Source organism: Klebsiella sp. WP8-S18-ESBL-06, from assembly GCF_014169755.1.
Taxonomy (GTDB): Bacteria; Pseudomonadota; Gammaproteobacteria; order Enterobacterales; family Enterobacteriaceae; genus Kluyvera; species Kluyvera ascorbata_B.
In genome coordinates, this window is the sequence record NZ_AP022256.1 from 3,318,058 (window position 1) to 3,335,323 (window position 17,266).

The 17,266-nt window shown below is 57.1% G+C and carries 17 protein-coding genes and 1 pseudogene; 10 read left to right on the forward strand and 8 right to left on the reverse strand.

Annotated elements, in window-relative coordinates; translation table 11 throughout:
• From H7R76_RS15875 to H7R76_RS15900, 6 genes are all read right to left on the reverse strand, one after another.
• Positions 1-1,119 carry an FAD-dependent oxidoreductase gene (locus H7R76_RS15875; protein WP_182965768.1) on the reverse strand — a complete coding sequence of 373 codons (1,119 nt, stop codon included), beginning with the start codon at positions 1,117-1,119 and terminating at the stop codon, positions 1-3.
• A 5-nt stretch (positions 1,120-1,124) separates the two neighbouring features.
• A complete protein-coding gene (locus H7R76_RS15880) occupies positions 1,125-2,126 on the reverse strand; it encodes a phosphotriesterase family protein (protein ID WP_182965770.1) in 1,002 nt (333 codons plus the stop codon).
• Positions 2,123-3,187 carry a phosphotriesterase family protein gene (locus H7R76_RS15885; protein ID WP_182965772.1) on the reverse strand — a complete coding sequence of 355 codons (1,065 nt, stop codon included), beginning with the start codon at positions 3,185-3,187 and terminating at the stop codon, positions 2,123-2,125. Before H7R76_RS15885 ends, H7R76_RS15880 begins: the two co-directional genes overlap by 4 nt.
• Positions 3,188-3,327: 140 nt before the next feature.
• The gene (locus tag H7R76_RS15890) at positions 3,328-4,068 is read right to left on the reverse strand and encodes a GntR family transcriptional regulator (protein ID WP_182965774.1); all 741 of its coding nucleotides are present in this window, start codon (positions 4,066-4,068) and stop codon (positions 3,328-3,330) included.
• A 53-nt stretch (positions 4,069-4,121) separates the two neighbouring features.
• A complete protein-coding gene (locus H7R76_RS15895) occupies positions 4,122-5,123 on the reverse strand; it encodes a CobW family GTP-binding protein (protein WP_106924477.1) in 1,002 nt (333 codons plus the stop codon).
• 269 nt (positions 5,124-5,392) lie between these two features.
• A complete protein-coding gene (locus H7R76_RS15900; RefSeq protein ID WP_182965776.1) occupies positions 5,393-5,827 on the reverse strand; it encodes a DoxX family protein in 435 nt (144 codons plus the stop codon).
• 152 nt (positions 5,828-5,979) lie between these two features.
• Here H7R76_RS15900 and poxB point away from each other — a divergent pair, with 152 nt between their 5' ends.
• From poxB to H7R76_RS15920, 4 genes are all read left to right on the forward strand, one after another.
• Positions 5,980-7,698 (forward strand): ubiquinone-dependent pyruvate dehydrogenase, encoded by a 1,719-nt coding sequence (gene poxB / locus H7R76_RS15905; protein ID WP_106924479.1) that lies wholly within the window; start codon positions 5,980-5,982, stop codon positions 7,696-7,698.
• A gap of 38 nt (positions 7,699-7,736) precedes the next feature.
• A complete protein-coding gene (gene ltaE, locus H7R76_RS15910) occupies positions 7,737-8,738 on the forward strand; it encodes a low-specificity L-threonine aldolase (protein ID WP_182965778.1) in 1,002 nt (333 codons plus the stop codon).
• Positions 8,739-8,747: 9 nt separating this feature from the next.
• Complete coding sequence (locus H7R76_RS15915; protein ID WP_182965780.1) at positions 8,748-10,190, forward strand: SDR family oxidoreductase; 1,443 nt, start codon at positions 8,748-8,750, stop codon at positions 10,188-10,190.
• A gap of 87 nt (positions 10,191-10,277) precedes the next feature.
• A complete protein-coding gene (locus H7R76_RS15920; RefSeq protein ID WP_106924797.1) occupies positions 10,278-11,291 on the forward strand; it encodes a 3-beta-hydroxysteroid dehydrogenase in 1,014 nt (337 codons plus the stop codon).
• 3 nt (positions 11,292-11,294) lie between these two features.
• Here H7R76_RS15920 and H7R76_RS15925 read toward each other — a convergent pair whose 3' ends face one another.
• Together H7R76_RS15925 and H7R76_RS15930 are read right to left on the reverse strand one after the other, a co-directional pair.
• Positions 11,295-12,131, reverse strand: coding sequence for an N-acetylmuramoyl-L-alanine amidase (locus H7R76_RS15925; protein ID WP_106924482.1), 837 nt, complete (start codon positions 12,129-12,131; stop codon positions 11,295-11,297).
• Positions 12,128-12,451, reverse strand: a complete 324-nt coding sequence (locus H7R76_RS15930; RefSeq protein WP_106924483.1) for a heavy metal-binding domain-containing protein — start codon at positions 12,449-12,451, stop codon at positions 12,128-12,130. Before H7R76_RS15930 ends, H7R76_RS15925 begins: the two co-directional genes overlap by 4 nt.
• Positions 12,452-12,643: 192 nt before the next feature.
• Here H7R76_RS15930 and H7R76_RS15935 point away from each other — a divergent pair, with 192 nt between their 5' ends.
• From H7R76_RS15935 to artJ, 6 genes and pseudogenes are all read left to right on the forward strand, one after another.
• Complete coding sequence (locus H7R76_RS15935) at positions 12,644-13,159, forward strand: lipoprotein (RefSeq protein ID WP_106924484.1); 516 nt, start codon at positions 12,644-12,646, stop codon at positions 13,157-13,159.
• A gap of 311 nt (positions 13,160-13,470) precedes the next feature.
• Entirely contained in the window at positions 13,471-14,199 is a 729-nt protein-coding gene (gene artP / locus H7R76_RS15940) for an arginine ABC transporter ATP-binding protein ArtP (protein WP_106924485.1), read from the forward strand.
• Between the two features lie 16 nt (positions 14,200-14,215).
• Positions 14,216-14,947 (forward strand): annotated as a pseudogene (gene artI / locus H7R76_RS15945) (arginine ABC transporter substrate-binding protein ArtI).
• A 6-nt stretch (positions 14,948-14,953) separates the two neighbouring features.
• Entirely contained in the window at positions 14,954-15,670 is a 717-nt protein-coding gene (gene artQ / locus H7R76_RS15950; protein WP_106924487.1) for an arginine ABC transporter permease ArtQ, read from the forward strand.
• Positions 15,670-16,338 (forward strand): arginine ABC transporter permease ArtM, encoded by a 669-nt coding sequence (gene artM / locus H7R76_RS15955; protein WP_106924488.1) that lies wholly within the window; start codon positions 15,670-15,672, stop codon positions 16,336-16,338. The genes artQ and artM overlap by 1 nt, the downstream gene beginning before the upstream one ends.
• 173 nt (positions 16,339-16,511) lie before the next feature.
• A complete protein-coding gene (gene artJ / locus H7R76_RS15960) occupies positions 16,512-17,243 on the forward strand; it encodes an arginine ABC transporter substrate-binding protein ArtJ (protein WP_106924489.1) in 732 nt (243 codons plus the stop codon).
• The last annotated feature ends 23 nt before the right edge of the window (positions 17,244-17,266 follow it).

Here is a 17,266-nt window from a genome sequence, read left to right on the forward strand (position 1 = left end):
TTATCCCCAGGTGGCAATCTCGCCTTCGTGCTGATTTGGAAATACGCTCTGAATTTCATCTTCGCTCCACCCCTGGCGGGATAAGCGCTGTAATTCATCGGTCATCGGTTTACGTTTCGCGGTAAAGTTCGCCAGCGCCTGGACGAGGGACGGTTCCTGCGCAATGCAATCGGCCAGAATTCCGGCATCCAGCACCGCCGAGTTTGCCCCCTGCCCCTGGTGATGGCACATGGCGTGCGCCGCATCGCCAATCAGCACCACGCAGCGGCTGTTCCAGGTATCCACCGGGTCGATGTCATACACCGCGCGCAGGTTCACCTGCGCCATATCCAGCCCTTCGGTGATGTGAATAAGCCGCGGATCGAACCCCTGTACGACTCTGAGCAGCTCCGCTTTATTCAGAACCGGCACCGGCGACGCATCCGCTGACAGGCAGGTCACATCAAACGACACTTCATGGCGGTGCAGCAGCGGCAGCAGATAAATCTTGGTGCCCATTCCCACGTACATGCGCAGGTTGCCGTCGTCCACCATTCCGAAGGTATCGCGCGCCGGGATCACCACGCGATAGGCATGTTCACCGGCGAATACCGGCGGTTTATCGCTGAACAGCTGCTGGCGGACCTGCGAACGAATACCGTCGGCGGCGATCACCAGATCAGCGTCGATGGCGACGCCGTTGGCGAATTCCACGCGAGCCCCCGTGCCGTTATCCACAATACGCGTCAGGCGGTGATCGAACTTCACCATCTCCGGCGGCAGTACGCTTAACAGCGCCTGAATAAAGTCACCGCGATGCACGAAATGCGTTGAGGCGCCGTACGTGCGCTTTTCCGGCCACTCTTCCATCGCAATACGCTGCCCGTCCTTGGTTAAAATTTCGAAATAGTCGCTTGCGGAGGTGACGGCCTTAATCACCTCAACAATGCCGAGCTTTTGAAATTGCGCCATCGTGGAGGGCCGCAGGCCAATACCCGCGCCCACTTCTCGCGACTCTTGCGCCTGTTCATAGACCGTCACGTTGGCCCCCAGCAGCTTCAACGCGTGGGCCGCCGTCGCGCCCGCATAGCCTGCGCCAATCACGGCAACGTTCAGATTTTTTATTATTTGTGGCGTCATGAGGTTTACACTCCCGGGTGTGGCTGTGGTGTCGCATCGCTGAACGGCTGTAGGGTAAGAAACTCAGCCGTGTTGCGAATAAACAGCTTATCGATCGTTTCCGCACCGATACCTTCGGCCTGCAGATCAGGAATCAGCTGTTCGAAGAGGTAATTGACGGTATGCCCCTTCACGCCTGGCCACCCTAACGGCGAACAGTTGGCATCCGCCGAGGCAAGTACCTGATGCACACGTCCTTCGCGCAGGAAGCGTAAGAAATGCTGCAAACGCTCCTGACGATGGCGGCCCCAGAACGGTGGGTCAGGCAGCTCAAGATCGTAGCCAAAGGTGTCGAAGCCGATGCGCGCACCGGAGGCAAGCAGCGCCTGTTCGTTGATTTTTCCCTGGCTGACGCCATCATCCGCATGGCCAAACAGCACGCGATGGCACGGCAGCCCTTCTTCGGCAAAAATATCCAGCGCCGGCTGAGAATCCACCGAAAGGTGGGTGAAAATCGGCGCGCCGCTGATGCGAGAGGCGCGGGCAGCCGCACGATAAATGCGTTTATCCAACGCTTTCATCTTAAAGCCGCGGCTGACCCCAACTTTGATAATGCCGGCCTTCGCGCCGGTCTTGCCGATACCCACGGTGATTTCGTGAACGAACTGATCGGTCAGGTATTCCACGCTGGCCTGTTCAAAAAAAGGCAACGCGGTATCACCGCCGACAAAACCGGTGCTGGCCACAATGTGCACGCCCGTTTTATCAGAAAGCGATTTGTAATAATCAATATCACGGCCGTTACAGATGCCCGTCGCCTCCACAAAGGTCGCCGCACCCCAAGGCCGTGCGTTTTCGCGGAACAGTCGCAGCTTGGGCACCGTTTCTTCATAGCGCGCTTCGGGGGTTTTCCACCAGCGGCTATCCAGTTCGCAGCCCGGCATGCCATAGCCAATGTGCTCATGGATGGCGACAAATCCAAGTTCTGCGGCCGAGATCGTCCCCAGTACCGTGTTTACGCGTGTCATTTATCTTCCCCCATGACGCTGAGCAGCGCCGCGACGTTGGTGATTAAAATCTGATTGAGATGCTCGGCTGAGACACCAGCCTCCAGCAGCATCGGGACAAACCGCGTCAGCACATCGACATAGCCGCGATCGTTGCCCGGCGCGCCGAACGCGACGCCGGTCGCACTGGAAGAAAGTAAAATGCGCTCGACATAACCTGCGGCAATCAGCTCTCGGATCAAAGACACACGCGCCGCGTCATCAATGTAATCGGCGTCATCAGAACCGATATGATCGATGGCAATCATCGCCCCCGCCTGCACCATGGCAAACGGCCAGCCGTTTTCAACCGCATCGCGCCTGTCGATATCCGCCATGACGATGCGCTGCGGCGCCAGCGATTCCCCCAGCGCGAGCTGCAGTTCTGCCGGTGCATCTGCCCCGCAGCGGATCCGCACCGGTACGCCATAAGCGGCCCCTGCTCGCGCCGCGCCGCGTACCAGGCTTTCATCGGTCGGGGTCATGCCATCGCGCGTGGTCGCCGTGGCAATGATGCCGGCGGCGGCGCGGCGCTCAATGCGCGGCACGACCATCCCTTCATTCACTTCCTGACCAAACAGCTCGGCAAACTTCTGCGCCGACCACGGGGTGGGAGGATTGGTCTGCGGCGTCAGGAAGTAGCCGCCCAGCATGGCTTCCGGGCCCATCCCGGTTGAGGCGATGATATGCACGCCGGTCTCTCGGGAAAGCGCCTCGTACAAGCGCAGATCCCGGCCTTCAAACATCCCGGTGATATCGACAATCGTACCGCCACCGGCTGCCCGGAAGGCCCGGAGTTTCTCGGCAATCGCCTCAAAACATAGCGCTCTGTCGATGTCGATATCGAAAGCGTACTGTGCGCCGGGCAACACATACATCAGCGATTCGCTGACTAACGTCACGCCAAGCTGGTCAGCCGCCACCGGCCCAAGCACCGTGTTGACAGTCGCATTGCTGTAACCCTTGCCCTTTGCGCGTTCTAAAAATAGCGATGTGAACGGTAGCGTCGGCTCGGGTATCCCCTTGCTGTGTTTAATGCACATTTTTACCTCTTAACCTCCATTCAACGTGGAAGGGTTCGCTTGCCGACAGCCCACTGATAAGCGGTACCTTTCCTCAGGTAACCTAACAATAGATTAGTCTAATGTTAGATTATTATAACAATAGCATTTAAAAAAATTAGCTATCGGTTTAACCCAAACGTGTACTTAAAATCATCGGCGCGATGCACCGCGCGACGCCACCCTGCCGGTTTGCCTTCGCGGGAATACAACGTGGTTACCGCCACCATCACCGGCGAGCCGGGTGCAACATCCAGCGCCTTTGCTTCTTCCTGACTGGCCGCCGTCGCCCAGATATTCTGCACCCCACGGGTGAACGTCAGCCCAAGCTGCTTATCCACGAGCGCAAACATCGTTCCGGCTTCTTCAAGCTCGTTGATATTCGGCAGATAGTCGGACGGCGTATGCAGATACGTCGAGCTCCAGACTAAAGGCGTCCCCTTGACGAAAATAACCCGCTGAACAAACAGCAGTTTCGTCGACGAATCCAGTTCCAGAATGTCATTCACCTCTTGCGGTGCCGCCACGCGCGCCAGCGTCACAACGCGAGACGTCGGCTTCAGCCCTTGCTCGGTTAAATAGCGGCTGATGCCTCCCAGCTCCAGGGCCGGAGAGAGACTGACATTGACGCCCCGTACGGGAAACGTCCCCTTCGCTCTGTGCCTGACGACATAACCTTCATCCTCAAGCTCTTTCAATGCCTGCCGTATCGGCGCCCGGCTGACATGGAACCGTTTGATCAAACTGTCTTCCGTTAGCACGATATCCGCGACTTTTTCGGTATCCTGCAGTTCCTCAATCAAGGCCTGTTTGATCTGGCTGTACAACGGGACGGATGAGGTCCGATCGAGAGCAAACTTCATTAAGCGTTTCCTTTGCTAACCGTAACGATATTAAATTCTCGCCGATCATAGCCTTAAGCCAGTGACTGATCTAGCGCCGCCTCCAGAATATCTCGCGGAAGAGAGACGCCAATAAACACCATCCGGCTTTCACGCCGCTCATCCACCGCCCACGTCGGCCCCAGGTCGCTGCCCATTACCTGATGCACGCCCTGAAAAATGACCTTGCGATCGGTGCCTTGCATATTGAGCACCCCTTTATAGCGCAGCATTTGCGGCCCATGTACCTGCACCACCGCGCCGAGGAAACGCTCTAACCGTGCGGGATCGAAGGGCTTCTCCGCGCGGTAAACAAAACTGCTCACATCATCATGATGGTGGTCATGCTCACAGTGACCGTGCTCGTGATGACAGTGCCCGTGGTTGTCTTCCTCCGGGTAAATATCCAGTACCGCATTGAGGTTAAACCCTTGTACATTCAGCACGTTGTCCAGAGGTACGTCACCAAAATGCGCGGTTTCGACCCCCGCCCGTGGGTTCATTTTTCGCAGCCGGGCGATCAAACGCTGCCGCGATGCCTCGCTGACCAAATCCGCTTTGCTGATAAAAATCCGATCGGCAAACCCCACCTGTCGCCGGGCTTCCGGGCGTTCATCAAGCTGCTGTTCCGCGTGCTTCGCATCTACCAGCGTAATCACCGCATCCAGGTGGTAATTGGCGACAATCTCTTCATCCATAAAGAATGTCTGCACCACCGGCCCCGGGTCGGCCAGCCCCGTGGTTTCAATAAATACGCGGTCAAAATCCAGCGTTCCATCATGCCTTTTAGCCGCCAGCATGGTGAGCGTAGTGCGCAAATCATCGCGTATTGAGCAGCAAATACAGCCGTTGCTCATCTGGACGATTGTTTCTTCGCCGTCGGACACCAGAATGTCATTATCAATATTTTCTTCGCCAAACTCGTTTTCAATCACCGCATATTTATGCCCATGCGCTTCATGCAGAACGCGTTTTAACAGCGTCGTCTTACCCGCACCCAAAAAACCGGTGAGGATTGTGACGGATATCAGCGTCATTCATATTCTCCTGTGAATTGTCAGTACATAGGGCGAAACACCGGCCCCTGCCCTGGCGCACACATCGAGCATAGGCTGGCTTGAAACAGGCTAACATAACGCGCGGCGGGGTTTACTCAAAAGTAAAATGAATGTTAATTATATGTGAAATATATCACTTTTTACGCTGAGAATGTTATTCACTCACCGTCTGAACAAGCGCTATATAGCGCAAAAAAAAGAGCCGAAGAAACGCGTCTTCAGCTCTGAAACGGTGTGACCAGAGGGGGCTACTGCCAGGACGACTTTGCGCCCAGCGCGTATTTCCCCGCCCCCAGAAACGCAATGGCCAGCCCGGCGACAAAGAAATAGACCAGGCTTTCAATTGCCCACGCCCCGGTTTTATCCAGCGCGGCCGTTTTATCCAGGCCAACCATCAGCCAGGCAACAACCATCGTAAACGCCAGCACCAGCGCCGCCGGGCGCGTCAGCACGCCGAGGATCAACAGGATGGGTGCGACCACTTCCCCCATCAGTACGCCGTAGGCAATAAAGCCCGGCAGCCCTTTTGCCACCAGCATCGCGCTAATACCATCCACGCCGTCAAACAATTTGTGTAGCCCGTGGAACAGCATCAGCCCGCCAACCACCAGACGCAGCAGCAGCTTGCCGAAATCATCGCACGCCAGCGTGCGATTTACCGCATTTAACAATGTTGTGATCATTTTCGTTTTTCCCTGTTTTATCCCTGTAGAACACCACGTTACTGCTTCTCATTTACAAAATATACCCGCTGAAAATAAGGGTATTTTTCCGGCGAAACGATGAGATTCATCTAAACTTGTAACCGCTATCACACTTCAGGAGATGGAAAACCATGAAACAAACCGTAGCCAACTACATCGCCAAAACGCTCGAACAGGCAGGCGTCAAACGTATCTGGGGCGTAACGGGCGATTCGCTCAACGGCCTGAGCGACAGCCTGAACCGGATGGGCACGATTGCCTGGATGCCCACGCGCCATGAAGAGGTGGCCGCCTTTGCCGCCGGGGCCGAAGCACAGCTGACCGGCGAACTGGCGGTCTGCGCAGGATCGTGCGGGCCGGGTAACCTGCACCTGATTAACGGGCTGTTTGACTGTCACCGTAACCACGTTCCCGTGCTCGCCATCGCCGCACATATTCCGTCGAGTGAAATTGGCAGCGGCTATTTTCAGGAGACGCACCCGCAGGAGCTATTCCGTGAATGCAGCCACTACTGCGAGCTGGTCTCCACGCCGGAGCAAATTCCGCAGGTGCTGGCGATTGCGATGCGCAAGGCGGTGCTTAATCGCGGCGTATCGGTGGTGGTTCTGCCGGGCGACGTAGCGCTGAAGGCCGCGCCGGAAAATGCCAGCAGTCAGTGGTACCCGGCCCCGCATCCTATTGTTACGCCGCCACACAGCGAGCTGGAAAAGCTGGCCGAGAAGCTGAAATCGTCGCGCAATATTACGCTGCTGTGCGGCAGCGGCTGCGCCGGGGCGCACGACGAGCTGACGGCGTTTGCCGAAAAGCTTAAATCCCCGATTGTTCACGCGCTGCGCGGTAAAGAACACGTTGAATACGATAACCCTTACGACGTCGGCATGACCGGGCTGATCGGCTTCTCCTCCGGCTTCCATGCCATGATGAACGCCGATACGCTCATACTGCTCGGCACGCAGTTCCCGTACCGCCCGTTCTATCCCACAGAAAGCACCATCATTCAGATAGATATCAACCCTGCCAGCATCGGCGCGCACAGCAAAGTGGATATGGCGCTGGTTGGCGATGTCAAAGCCACCTTAGCCGCGCTGCTGCCGCTGCTGGAAGAGAAAAACGATCGCCGCTTCCTCGACAAAGCGCTGGAGCACTATCACAGCGCGCGCAAGGGACTCGACGATCTGGCGAAGCCCAGCGACAAAGTGATTCACCCGCAGTATCTGGCGCAGCAGATTAGCCATTTTGCCGCCGAAGACGCCATTTTCACCTGCGACGTTGGCACGCCAACGGTATGGGCCGCCCGCTATTTGCAGATGAACGGCAAGCGCCGCCTGCTCGGCTCCTTCAACCATGGCTCCATGGCCAACGCCATGCCGCAGGCGCTGGGCGCGCAGGCGACAGAACCGGGGCGCCAGGTGGTGGCGATGTGCGGCGACGGCGGCTTTAGCATGCTGATGGGCGATTTCCTTTCAGTGGTGCAGATGAAGCTGCCGATTAAAATCGTGGTCTTTAACAACAGCGTATTGGGCTTTGTGGCGATGGAGATGAAGGCTGGCGGTTATCTGACCGACGGTACCGAGCTGCACGACACGAACTTTGCGCGCATTGCTGAGGCCTGCGGTATTCCCGGCATTCGCGTGGAGAAAGCCGCTGACGTCGACGAGGCTTTGCAGCGCGCCTTCAGCATCGATGGCCCAGTGCTGGTCGACGTCGTTGTCGCGAAAGAGGAGCTGGCCATTCCGCCGCAGGTCAAACTGGAGCAAGCAAAAGGCTTTAGCCTGTATATGCTGCGCGCCATCATCAGCGGACGCGGTGATGAAGTGATCGAACTGGCGAAAACCAACTGGCTCAGGTAAAACAGAGGGCATTCTTCCGAGTTTAAAAAGGAAATGCCGTGATTGATTTACGCAGTGATACCGTAACCCGCCCGACGCGCGCCATGCTGGATACCATGATGGCCGCGCCGGTCGGCGATGATGTGTATGGTGATGATCCCACCGTGAATGCCCTTCAGCAGTACGTCGCCGAGCTGGCCGGCAAAGAGGCGGCGCTGTTCCTGCCTACCGGCACCCAGGCCAACCTGGTGGCGCTGCTGAGCCACTGTGAACGCGGCGAGGAGTACATCGTCGGCCAGGGGGCGCATAACTATCTGTACGAAGCGGGCGGCGCGGCGGTGCTGGGCAGTATTCAGCCGCAGCCGATTGACGCCGCCGGTGATGGCACGCTGCCGCTGGATAAAGTCGCGGCCAAAATCAAAGCCGACGATATTCACTTCGCCCGCACCCGGCTGTTGAGTATTGAAAACACCCACAACGGCAAAGTACTGCCGCGCGCCTATCTCAAAGAGGCCTGGGACTTCACCCGTGCGCGCGGGTTGGCGCTGCACGTCGACGGCGCGCGTATTTTCAACGCGCTGGTCAGCTACGGCTGTGAGCTGAAGGACATCGCCCAATACTGTGACTCGTTCACCATCTGTTTGTCCAAAGGATTGGGCACGCCGGTCGGCTCGCTGCTGGTCGGGGATCACGACTACATCAAACGCGCCAACCGCTGGCGTAAAATGACCGGCGGCGGCATGCGCCAGGCCGGGATTTTAGCCGCCGCAGGGCTGTACGCATTGCAAAACAACGTCGCTCGCCTGCAGGACGATCACGATAACGCCGCCTGGCTTGCCGCCGAACTGCGCGAGGCCGGTGCCGATGTCATGCGCCACGACACCAATATGCTGTTCGTCCGGGTGGGTGAAGAAAACGCCGCGGCGCTGGGCGAATTTATGCAGGCGCGCGGCGTGCTGATAAACGCGTCGCCGATCGTACGCCTGGTGACGCATCTCGACGTCAACCGCCAGCAGCTGACGGAAGTCGTGGGTCACTGGAAAGCCTTTTTAGCCCGCTAAGGAGACAACGTGTCGCAGTCTGTTCTGGTTTTTGGCGCCAGCGGCTACATTGGTCAGCATCTGGTGTCTGAATTAAGCCAGCACGGCTATGCCGTGCGGGCGGTGGCACGTCGCGTTGAACGGCTACAAAAGCGCAATCTGCCCGGCGTCACCTGCCATTCGGTTGATCTCGAAAAAACCGCCGACCTCTCGGCGCTGCTGAGCGGCGTCGAGACCGTCTACTACCTGGTTCACGGCATGGGCGAGAGCCAGGATTTTCTCGAGCACGAACGCCGGGTAGCGGAAAACGTGCGCGCTGCGCTGCGGGTAAGTCCAGTTAACCAGCTGATTTTCCTGAGCTCTTTACAAGCGCCGGCGCACGAACAATCGCCGCACCTGCGCGCCCGTCAGTTAACCGCCGATATTCTGCGCGATGCGGGCGTGCCGGTAAGCGAAGTGCGTGCCGGGATCATCGTCGGCGCGGGCTCCGCGGCGTTTGAAGTGATGCGTGACATGGTCTACAACCTGCCGATACTGACGCCGCCGCGCTGGGTGCGCTCGCGCACCACGCCGATTGCGCTGGAAAATCTGCTGTTCTATCTGGTCGAACTGCTCAACCATCCGTCTCCCGAGCATCGCGTGTTTGAAGCCGCCGGGCCGGAAGAGCTGACCTACCAGCAGCAGTTTGAACATTTTATGGCGGTCAGCGGCCGTCATCGCCCACTGATTCCGATTCCCTTCCCCACTCGCTGGATCTCGGTGTGGTTCCTTAACGTGATCACCTCCGTTCCGCCCACGATCGCCAAGGCCCTGATCCAGGGGCTGAAGCACGATCTGCTGGCTGACGATCGCACCCTGCGCGCGCTGATCCCACAAACGCTGATCCCGTTCGATGAGGCGGTACGCCGTACGCTTGAAGAAGAGAAAAGCCTGGTCAACTCCAGCGACTGGGGCTACGACGCGCAGGCTTTCGCTCGCTGGCGTCCGGAATACGGATTTTTTGCCAAACAGGCCGGCTTTACCGTCAGCACGTCCGCCAGCCTGACCGCACTATGGGCGGTGGTTAACCGTCTGGGCGGTAAAGAAGGCTATTTCTTTGGCAATATACTTTGGAAAACGCGCGCGGCAATGGATCTGCTGGTGGGACACCGACTGGCGAAAGGGCGCCCGGAGCGCCCGCTGCTTCAGCCCGGCGATGCGGTCGACAGCTGGAAAGTGATCATTGTTGAACCCGAAAAAGCGCTGACGCTCCTCTTCGGCATGAAGGCGCCCGGCCTTGGTCGCCTGAGCTTCACGATGGTCGACAAAGGCAGCCATCGGGAACTTGACGTGCGCGCCTGGTGGCATCCGCACGGTATGCCAGGATTACTCTACTGGTTGTTGATGATTCCAGCACATCTGTTCATCTTCCGCGGAATGGCACGGCGTATTGCCCGCCTGGCAGAAGAAGTCACAGGAAAAAATGCGCATTAACCCTTTTTCGTCTTAGTTTCCCATTGCATACGAGTGAAATAAACGGAAGAATGCGCACGAAACTCTTTTTTAACACTGTGGATGATTATGAAGGTACTGGTCACCGGCGCCACGAGCGGATTAGGCAGAAACGCAGTTGAGTATCTGCGCCGTAAGGGCATTAGCGTCAGAGCGAGCGGTCGCAATGAAGCGATGGGCAAACTGCTGGAGAAAATGGGCGCCGAATTCGTCCATGCTGACCTGACCGAGCTGGTCTCCTCTCAGGCCAAAGTGATGCTGGCCGGCGTCGACACCCTGTGGCACTGCTCTAGCTTCACCTCGCCGTGGGGCACCCAGGCCGCGTTTGACCTCGCCAACGTCCGTGCCACCCGCCGTCTGGGAGAATGGGCTGTCGCCTGGGGCGTACGCAACTTTATCCATATCTCGTCGCCGTCGCTCTACTTTGACTACCACCATCATCGGGACATCAAAGAAGATTTTCGTCCTCACCGTTTTGCCAACGAATTTGCCCGCAGCAAAGCCGCCAGCGAAGAGGTCATTCAGATGCTGGCGCAGGCAAACCCGAACACGCGTTTCACCATTCTGCGTCCGCAGAGCGTCTTTGGCCCGCACGATAAAGTGTTTATTCCGCGCCTGGCGCAGATGATGCACCATTACGGCAGCGTGCTGCTGCCGCGCGGCGGCCACGCGATGGTCGACATGACCTACTACGAGAACGCCGCCCACGCCATGTGGCTCGCCAGCCAGCCGCGCTGTGACGACCTGCCTTCAGGCCGCGCCTATAACATTACCAACGGCGAACCCCGCACGCTGCGCAGCATCGTTGAGCGCTTAATTGACGAACTGGATATCACCTGCCGCATTCGCTCCGTGCCTTACCCCATGCTGGATATGATTGCCCGCAGCATGGAGCGGTTTGGCAATAAATCTGCCAAAGAACCGTCGCTGACCCACTACGGGGTATCGAAGCTCAACTTTGACTTTACGCTCGATATCAGCCGCGCCCGCGAAGAGCTAGGCTACGAGCCGGTCGTTTCGCTGGACGACGGTATTATTCGTACCGCCGCCTGGCTTGAGGATCACGGCAAGCTGCACCGTTAGGGCTTAGCCCTGGCCGTATTTTTCCAGCAGCGCCTCGGCAATCGCCAGGCTTTCCATATCCGCTACGCCGTCATAGCGCGCCGGGCGGAAATGCATCTGGAAGGCGGCAATCACCCGCATCTGCTGCATTCGCGTCATATTCGGTTTGACGTCGTAGCCATAGCGCGCCAGCAAATCCAGCAGGGTATATGAGGCAATTGGCGCATTTGGCGAGCGGCCGTTCAAATAGAAGGCCACGCGGCTGGCATCCGGCCACGCGCCGATCCCCTGCTGCGCCAGCGCCTGCCACGGGAACAGCGGGCCCGGATCATCCTTACGCTGCGGCGCGATATCCGAATGCGCCACCACGTTTTGCGGCTCAATGTTGTAGCGCTTGATGATGTCTTTCGCCAGCGGTATTAACGCCTGGATTTGCGTCGGTTCAAACGGCGTGAAGGACTTCGTCCCCCCCGACTTCTGCCAGCCGAGGTTTTCCAGCTCGATACCGATTGACGTGTCGTTGATGCGCGTCGCGCCGCGCCAGAAGCTCACACCGGCATGCCAGGCAAGCTCTGACTCCGGCACCAGCCGCCAGATTCGCGGCTTGCCGCGCGTTAGCGGCGGCACCGCGGGAATGAGATAGTGCACGCTGACCTGCTGACCGGTTAGCGTGGTCAGCGAACCGTCGAAATCATCCGCCGTATAGTGAATAACCAGTACCTTAACGCGTGGATAAGCGGCAGGCGCGGAACGGCTGGTATCCAGCACGTATCCAGGCTTTTCAATGACCGCTTTTTTTTCTTCCCCGGCACACCCCGCCAGCAGCATCGCCAGCATCATTACGGTCAGAAAACGTTTCATTTGCGCGTTTTGACCGCCGTACCGCTCACGCTCACCATCAGCATGCTGCTGTCTTTGCCCACGGTTTCATAATCGATATCAATCCCGACAACCGCATCAGCGCCCAGCGCTGCGGCCTGCTCGCCGAGTTCTTTAAAGGCAATCTCACGCGCTTTGCGCAGCTCTTTTTCATACGCGCCCGAACGTCCGCCAACAATATCGCGAATGCCGGCGAAAAAATCGCGAAAAATATTCGCGCCCAGAATCGCCTCGCCGGTCACCACGCCGCAGTATTCGACAATTGGTTGCCCTTCGAGGGTGGGGGTAGTTGAAAATTGCATGGACAGCTCCTTCGTTAACGTTCAATGCCTTAGCGCTTAGTGCTAAACACATTATCGGACCGATACGCTATGCTTGAAAAGGGATTACTCCATTATCGTATACGTAAATCTCGCCCGCCGCATGGCGGCGGTTGATACGCCGGCCCCCGGCGTAGAAGCGACTAATGTTGAGACGGCTAACAAGGAATCACTATGCGTTACTCCAACCTTGCATTTATCCTCCCTGCCGCGCTGCTGCTGAGCGCCTGTACCACCGTCACCCCTGCTTACAAAGATACCGGCGCGCGCGTCGGGCAATGCGTGGAAGGCGGCCCGGACACCGTGGCACAAAAATTTTATGACAGCCAGATCCAGCGTCGGACCAGCGACTACACCGCGCTGCGGCCGTATCTGAGCGATGGGCTGGCCAAACTGCTGAGCGACAGCAGCCAGGACGCCAGCACGCGCACGCTGATGCAGTCGGGGCTGTTCTCCAGCAGCACCGCCGTACCGGATAGCGCCGACGTCGCCAGCGCCTCGACCATTCCTAACACCGACGCGCGCAATATTCCGTTACGCGTCGACTTGAAACAGGGAACCCAAAGCTGGAAAGACGAAGTGCTGATGATTCGCGAAGGTCAGTGCTGGGCGGTGGATGACGTGCGTTATCTCGGCAACAATAGCCACGCGCCAGCGGGCACGCTGCGCCAATCTCTCGAAAAACGTTAATAAAGTGTAAACAAATTCTGCTATATCCTTTATCCCGGCAAAATGTCTGGCATTCTCCGTGGAATGCCGACATTTATACCCCGCGCCCACCCCGACCGTTATTTTGTGCTAACTTTAAAAGAAAAGTTGGTTTATATTTAAGTTTTAACGCACAAATATTGCATAACTATTCTGTCAAAGGTACTATTTGCGGCCTCAATTGCTGATAATTCCTCTACGGCTGATACCTTCAGCGGGGAAATGTAAGAGCGGCAGCAGAGTAAGCACCTGGCGTTTCCAGGGCGAGGACAACTCTTTCGTGACGGGTATCAATGAGCATTAAATTAGACGGCATTAACTGCTTTTATGGCGCGCATCAGGCGCTGTTCGACATCACGCTGCAGTGCCCGGAGGGCGAAACGCTGGTACTGCTTGGCCCAAGCGGCGCGGGTAAAAGCTCCCTGCTGCGCGTGCTGAATCTGCTGGAGATGCCGAAGTCCGGTACTCTGGCGATTGCGGGTAATCATTTCGATTTTGCCAAAACGCCGTCAGATAAAGCGATTCGCGAACTGCGTCAAAACGTCGGCATGGTCTTCCAGCAGTACAACCTCTGGCCGCACCTGACCGTGGTTCAGAATCTGATCGAAGCGCCGTGCCGCGTGCTGGGGCTGAGTAAAGATCAGGCGATGGCGCGCGCGGAAAAACTGCTCGAGCGTTTACGCCTCAAACCGTTCAGCGACCGCTATCCGCTGCACCTGTCCGGCGGTCAGCAGCAGCGTGTGGCGATCGCCCGCGCGCTGATGATGGAGCCGCAGGTGCTGCTGTTTGATGAGCCCACCGCTGCCCTTGATCCGGAAATCACCGCCCAAATCGTCAGCATCATTCATGAACTGGCTGAAACCAACATTACCCAGGTCATCGTCACCCACGAAGTGGAAGTGGCACGCAAGACCGCCAGCCGCGTGGTGTACATGGAAAACGGTTATATCGTCGAACAAGGCGATGCAAGCTGCTTTAACAGCCCACAGACCGAGGCTTTTAGAAATTATCTTTCTCACTGAGAACAGGACAATGATCATGAAAAAAGTACTGATTGCCGCGCTGCTCGCTAGCGTCAGCCTCTCCGCTGCCGCTGCTCAAACTATCCGTTTTGCGACCGAAGCATCCTACCCTCCGTTTGAGTCGATGGATGCCAACAACCAGATCGTCGGCTTCGACGTGGATCTGGCCAACGCGCTGTGTAAAGAGATCGACGCGACCTGTACCTTCAGCAACCAATCTTTCGATAGCCTGATCCCTAGCCTGAAGTTCCGCCGTATTGACGCGGTGATGGCCGGTATGGATATCACCCCTGAGCGTGAAAAACAGGTTCTGTTCACCACTCCGTACTATGATAACTCCGCGCTGTTTGTCGGCGTGAAGGGCAAGTTCACCGGCATCGATCAGCTGAAAGGCAAAAAAGTCGGCGTACAGAACGGCACCACGCACCAGAAATTTATCATGGATAAACATCCGGAAATTACCACCGTGCCTTACGACAGCTATCAGAACGCGAAGCTGGACCTGCAAAACGGCCGTATTGATGCCGTCTTCGGCGACACCGCCGTGGTTACCGAATAGCTGAAAGATAACGACAAGCTGGCCGCCGTTGGCGACAAAGTGACCGACAAAGGTTACTTCGGCACCGGTCTGGGCATTGCCGTACGTCAGGGCAACACCGAGCTGCAGCAGAAATTTAACGCTGCGCTGGAAAAAGTGAAAAAAGATGGCACTTACCAAACCATCTACGCTAAATGGTTCCAGAAGTAAGACTTGATGAACGAAATGTTTCCTTTAGCAAGCGCCGCCGGTATGACCGTCGGCCTTGCCGTTTGTGCACTGGTTATCGGGCTCGCGCTGGCGATGTTCTTTGCGGTGTGGGAGTCGGTTAAATGGCGCCCTATCGCATGGCTCGGCTCCGCGCTGGTCACCGTGCTGCGCGGTCTACCGGAAATCCTGGTGGTGCTGTTTATCTACTTCGGCTCTTCACAGCTGCTGTTGACGCTGTCCGACGGTTTTACGATTAACCTCGGCATCGTGCAGATTCCGGTTCAGATGCAGATCGAAAACTTCGACGTCAGCCCGTTCCTGTGCGGCGTGATTGCCCTCTCCCTGCTCTATGCCGCTTACGCCTCGCAGACCCTGCGCGGCGCACTGAAAGCGGTACCGGCGGGCCAGTGGGAATCCGGACAGGCGCTGGGGATGTCGAAAAGTGCTATCTTCTTCCGTCTGGTGATGCCGCAGATGTGGCGACACGCGCTGCCGGGCCTCGGCAACCAGTGGCTGGTATTGCTGAAAGATACCGCGCTGGTATCGCTGATTAGCGTGAACGACCTGATGCTGCAAACCAAAAGCATCGCGACGCGTACCCAGGAGCCGTTTACCTGGTACATCGTGGCGGCGGCTATCTATCTGGTGATCACGCTGCTGAGCCAGTACATCCTCAAACGCATTGACCTGCGTACCACTCGCTTCGAACGGAGACCAGGCTGATGCTCGAGTATTTACCGGAACTGATGAAAGGGCTGCATACCAGCCTGACGCTGACCGTCGCCTCCATTGTGGTGGCGCTGGTACTGGCGCTGATCTTCACCATCATCCTGACGCTGAAAACGCCGGTGCTGGTGTGGCTGGTACGCGGCTACATCACGCTGTTTACCGGCACGCCGCTGCTGGTGCAGATCTTCCTGATTTACTACGGCCCGGGTCAGTTCCCGACGTTGCAAAACTATCCGGTGCTGTGGCATCTGCTCTCCGAGCCGTGGCTATGCGCGCTGATTGCCCTGTCGCTCAACAGCGCCGCCTATACCACGCAGCTGTTCTTTGGTGCGATCCGCGCCATTCCGGAAGGCCAGTGGCAGTCCTGTAACGCGCTGGGGATGAGTAAGAAAGATACGCTGGCGATCCTGCTGCCGTACGCCTTTAAACGTGCGCTCTCTTCCTACTCCAACGAAGTGGTGCTGGTGTTCAAGAGTACGTCGCTGGCCTATACCATCACGCTGATGGAGGTAATGGGCCACGGGCAGCTGCTGTACGGACGCACCTATGACGTGATGGTCTTTGGTGCCGCCGGGCTGGTGTATCTCGTCGTCAACGGCCTGCTGACGCTGCTGATGCGCCTGATTGAGCGCAAAGCGCTGGCCTTCGAGCGCCGCGACTAGTTTTTGCATAACCATTAAATTCCGAAACGGATAAGCCGCTGGCCTATCCGTTTTTTTTTGCAACAATGAAAATATTTACTCAACTATATTGCATATAAATTCACTAAGTGGCATTGTAGCTCCATGCCACACGCAGGGCAGCAACCATAAGCGAGACAGACAGGAGCTCATCCATGAAAAAATTAGTATTGGCCGCCTTACTGGCCACCGTTGCCGCAGGCGCCCAAGCCGCAGAAAAAATCAGCTTCGGCGTGTCCGCTACCTATCCGCCGTTTGAGTCCATGGATGCGAACAACCAGATCGTCGGCTTTGATATCGACCTTGCTAACGCGCTGTGTAAACAAATTCAGGCCGAATGTACCTTTACCAACCACGCGTTTGACAGCCTGATCCCGGCGCTGAAATTTAAGAAATACGATGCGGTGATCTCCGGTATGGACATCACGCCTGAGCGTAGCAAACAGGTCGCGTTTACCGATGCCTACTATGCTAACTCGGCGCTGGTGATTGCTAAAAAAGGCGAATTCAAAACCTTTGATGACCTGAAAGGCAAACGTATCGGTATGGAAAACGGGACGACCCACCAGAAATACCTGATGGACAAGCATCCGGAAGTGAAAACCGTCGCCTATGACAGCTACCAGAATGCGATTATCGACCTGAAAAATGGCCGTATCGACGGCGTCTTCGGCGATACCGCCGTGGTCAACGAATGGCTGAAAACGAACCCGCAGCTGGGTGCGGCCACTGAGAAAGTCACCGATCCGCAGTACTTCGGCATTGGCCTTGGCATCGCGGTACGCCCGGACAACAAAGCGCTGCTGGAGCAGCTGAACGGTGCACTCAAAGCGATTAAAGCAGACGGTACCTATCAGAAAATCAGCGACAAATGGTTCGCTGAGTAAGTGCCCTCACCCGGTAAGCGCCC